8 protein-coding genes are annotated in these 3,812 nt (G+C 59.5%); all 8 read right to left on the minus strand.

Going from position 1 to position 3,812, the window contains the following annotated elements:
• Nucleotides 1–15 precede the first annotated feature (15 nt).
• Entirely contained in the window at nucleotides 16–411 is a 396-nt protein-coding gene (locus ACXAC4_RS18975; RefSeq protein WP_475164669.1) for a metal ABC transporter permease, read from the minus strand.
• A complete protein-coding gene (locus tag ACXAC4_RS18980; RefSeq protein WP_475164672.1) occupies nucleotides 312–656 on the minus strand; it encodes a metal ABC transporter permease in 345 nt (114 codons plus the stop codon). Before ACXAC4_RS18980 ends, ACXAC4_RS18975 begins: the two co-directional genes overlap by 100 nt.
• Entirely contained in the window at nucleotides 610–1,377 is a 768-nt protein-coding gene (gene znuC / locus ACXAC4_RS18985; RefSeq protein WP_008172767.1) for a zinc ABC transporter ATP-binding protein ZnuC, read from the minus strand. Before znuC ends, ACXAC4_RS18980 begins: the two co-directional genes overlap by 47 nt.
• Nucleotides 1,374–1,736, minus strand: coding sequence for a Fur family transcriptional regulator (locus ACXAC4_RS18990; protein ID WP_475164685.1), 363 nt, complete (start codon nucleotides 1,734–1,736; stop codon nucleotides 1,374–1,376). The genes znuC and ACXAC4_RS18990 overlap by 4 nt, the downstream gene beginning before the upstream one ends.
• Nucleotides 1,737–1,937: 201 nt before the next feature.
• Nucleotides 1,938–2,399 carry a chemotaxis protein CheW gene (locus tag ACXAC4_RS18995; RefSeq protein WP_008172769.1) on the minus strand — a complete coding sequence of 154 codons (462 nt, stop codon included), beginning with the start codon at nucleotides 2,397–2,399 and terminating at the stop codon, nucleotides 1,938–1,940.
• A gap of 6 nt (nucleotides 2,400–2,405) precedes the next feature.
• The gene (locus ACXAC4_RS19000) at nucleotides 2,406–2,735 is read right to left on the minus strand and encodes a chemotaxis protein CheB (RefSeq protein WP_475164677.1); all 330 of its coding nucleotides are present in this window, start codon (nucleotides 2,733–2,735) and stop codon (nucleotides 2,406–2,408) included.
• Entirely contained in the window at nucleotides 2,629–3,465 is an 837-nt protein-coding gene (locus ACXAC4_RS19005) for a chemotaxis protein CheB (RefSeq protein WP_475164680.1), read from the minus strand. Before ACXAC4_RS19005 ends, ACXAC4_RS19000 begins: the two co-directional genes overlap by 107 nt.
• The coding region (locus ACXAC4_RS19010) for a response regulator (RefSeq protein ID WP_475164683.1) at nucleotides 3,465–3,812 on the minus strand (348 nt) is incomplete at its 5' end. The genes ACXAC4_RS19010 and ACXAC4_RS19005, both read right to left, overlap by 1 nt.

A 3,812-nucleotide genomic window follows, 5' to 3' on the forward strand; every position in this document is an offset into this window, starting at 1 on the left:
TACGTATTGCTAAGGTTAACGACGGTTAGATTCACCTCTTACACAGCACCCCGCGATGACCAGTGAGAACATCAGCATCAGAACCAGGCGAAGCCGCGAGCCTCTATCGGCAACACCCTCCACCCGGGCGAGTTCTTCGTGAATCGTGCTCATCAGCAACCCCTGCCAGAGCACGGCAAGGAGGATAATGATCAGTGCCGCGCCGCCGTAGATCCACAGCAGGTCTTCACGGCTCATGGCCAGCAGATCCCCGAACAGAAGGCCAGTCAGATCGACGCGGACATCCGGCATGAAGCTCAGGGTTACCAGCCCTATGGCCAGGGCGCTGTGGGCCAGTATGCCCAGCAGGGTATCGGTCGCCAGAGTCCGGGTCCGTGACAGGATGTACCAGTGCCATGGCCAGCACCACACAGGTGATGATCACACCAAGGTTCAGCGGTACGCTGATCAGGAAGCTCCAGGGCGATGCCGAGCAAGGCCGAGTGTGCCAGGGTATCGCCAAAATAGGCCATTCGTCGCCAGACCACGAAACAGCCCAATGGCCCGGCTACCAGGGCCACGCCGAGTCCGCCGATCAGGGCGCGCCAGAAGAAATCGTCCAGAATTGCGTCAATGATGGGCATGGTCACATTCCGTGTGTCTGCCCTCGACAACATCCCCGTGCAGATCGTGGCTGTGGTTGTGGTGATGATGATAGACCGCGAGGGACTCTGCCACGGGGCGACCGAATGTTTCGATGAAAGCCGGGTCGTGGGAGATGTCCTCGGGATAACCGCTGCAGCAGACATGCTGGTTCAGGCAGATAACCTTGTCGGTTGCTGCCATGACGAGGTGCAGGTCGTGGGAGATCATGATAACACCGCAGTTCAGGTCATCCCTTAGCTGGCGTATCAGATCATACAATGACGCCTGGCCATTGATGTCGACGCCCTGGGCGGGCTCATCAAGGACCAGAAGGTCCGGTTTGCGGGCCAGGGCCCGGGCCAGCAACAGCCTCTGCTTCTCTCCCCCGGAGAGGTGGTGCACGGAGGCATGCAGCAGGTGTCCGACGCCGGTGCGGGCAAGGGCAGACTCACATTCCGCGAGGGACTGGCCGCTGAGCAGCATGAACCGCTTGACGCTCAGAGGCAGTGTGGCCTCCAGCGTCAGATGCTGCGGGACGTACCCGATCACCAGGTTCTTTTTCAGGGACACCTGACCCTCAGACACTTTCTGGATGCCGAGTACGGCCTTGATCAGTGTCGTCTTGCCTGCCCCGTTTGGACCAATGATGGTGATGATATCGCCACGGTGAATCTTCAGGTTGACCTGATCAACCACGGGGCGTTCGTCAAACCGGACAGTGAGGTTCTCCAGGTTGACCAGAGGATCAGTCATGGCCGGGCTCCGACTGGCATCGGGGGCGAAGGCCGGGCAATTTCAAGCGTCGTGGTCTCGGGCCGGAAGCCTTCGCCGGATGCGGCTTTACGAACCTCTGTTGACACCTCTGGAGCGGTCAGTTCGAGCACATTGCCGCAGGCGCGACAGATCAGAAACATACCGGTGTGGCTTTCACCCGCGTGGGTACAGCCGATAAAGGCGTTGAGCGACGCGATGCGGTGCACCAGCCCATGCTGCTGAAGGAAATCCAGTGCGCGGTAAACGGTGGGCGGCGCAGCGTTATGACCATCGGACGACAGCTCCGCCAGCACGTCGTAGGCGCCCAGCGGCTTGTGGGATTGCCAGATCAGCTCCAGAACCCGTTCCCCGGATGGGCGTCAGTCGGGCATTCTGCCGCTGGCAAATGGTCCCGGGCGTCAGTCAGGGCCTGACTGACACAGGCATCGTGGTTGTGAGGCCGGTAGGGAATAGCACGGGCAGACATGGTCGCAATCCTGCAAAATTTGAAACATTATAACATTTGCAGGGCTGTCTGCCATGTCCGGCAGTGGCACGGGTCAGTGTCGGGACTTTACAACCAGGGATTCCAGAAATTCCAGATTCGGGATCCAGGCATGCTCACCTTCAACCTCGACCTGCATCAGATCCGCCGGCCCCGGTTCACCCTCCAGCTTCCTGACCTGGTCTTCCGCCAAACGGGCCTGGCTGGGAATGCCCTGGGTAACCAGTGCCATAAACGGGACTTCCTTGTGGTGATCGCCGATGGTATTAAGGACCACGATGCGGCCCCGATTATCGCCCGGAACGGTGAGGGCTCCGCCGTTAGCCGCGTCGTATGAAATCACCGGAAGTTGCAGGCCCCGCCAGTCAAGGTAGCCAACCAGCCATTCCGGCGTGTTCGCGCCGGCATCAGCGCTGGCATAGTCGACCACTTCCGCAATCGAGACGTTGGGCAGCAACAGTTGCCGTCCGCTCATGGGAATCATGACGCAGGAGAGGGATTGGCTGTTGTCATTCATTGCGTGTTACCTCAGGCGGAGTCCCGTTTCTGCCGGCTCTTGAGCAGGCAGGATTCTTCGATGGTTTTTACCAGTTCCCGTGCCAGCTGCTCCGGGGTGCCACAGTAAACCGCTGCAACCGGTGGCGGCGACGGATTCGGGCATAGAGCTATTGCCGCAGCTTGTGCTCTCCTGGACCCAGATCCGGCTACCGTAGGCTTTCAGTAAAGGCGCTGCAATAGCGCCATCATTACCCATGCCGGGAAAAAAGAATAGCATGGCAGCGCTGGCCGTAATGATCCGCGACGTTAAGCAGGACCTGATCAATGGAAGGGCCATAGGGCCCCGGCCAGGCATTGCTGGTTTCGGTGAGGGCTCCGTGCTCTTTCAGCTTCCATTCGTGCTCCACCGGCATCAGCACCACATCACCATTCTTGACCCGATAACCTTCCTCGGCTCGCTTGAGCTGGTAATGGGCGTGGCGACCCAGTACCCGCGTAAGAACCTCTGTGAAGTTCCCATCTATGTGCTGGGCGTAGATGAAACCCACGGGCAGGTTCGGCGGCAGGTGGTCCAGAAATGTCTTAACCGCCGCCGGCCCTCCCAGTGAAGCGCCCAGAATCCAGACTTCCTCGGCCACCGAACCGGGTACGGCAGGCGTTATCCAGTGAGGCAGTCCAGGCGATGGTGCTGGTGCCGGCGTTTCCTGCTCCAGTTCTGCCAGAGTGGCTTCTGAGTCCAGCTCTTCCAGGTGTCCCAGTTGCTGCTCAAGTTTGCCCAGTAAACGTCGTTCCCAGCGAAAATACTCGGTACTTCCCGGCTTGGGTGCTTCATCCAATCCGAACAGTACCGGTGCGTCGGTATTTTCAAGCAGGTGATCGAACAGTAACGGGTGATCTGCCTCGTCTTCGAGGGTAACCAGCCAGAGGCTGGCATCCGGGAACTCCGGGTAGCCCAGCAAACGCTCGGGATCCCCGGAAAAACGCACCTCCAGACCGAACTTTGATGTCGCGGCCTGCAGTCGGTGTCGCTGCAGAACCACATCCGAGACGATCCCGACCCTTGGCCGGCCAGTCTGGCCGGCCATCACTGACGTCCGGTCAGCCGCTCAATAGTCTCAAGCAACTCGGTTTCCTGGAACGGCTTGCCGAGATACTCGTTCACACCAATAGCCAGCGCGCGTTCTCGGTGTTTCTCGCCGGTCCGTGAGGTGATCATGCAGATCGGAATTTCCCGCAGGCTGTCGTCGTGGCGCACGAAGCTGGCAACCTCGAAACCATCCATCCTCGGCATTTCGATATCCAGCAGGATGATGTCCGGTTTGTGATCCTGCAGTTGTGCGACCGCGTCCAGGCCGTCTTTGGCAGTGATGACTTCCATGCCGTTGCGCTCCAGCAGTCGTGAGAGAACCTTCCGTACGGTAACCGAGACGTT

It is taken from the genome of Pseudoalteromonas sp. AWM4_233, from assembly GCF_056158285.1.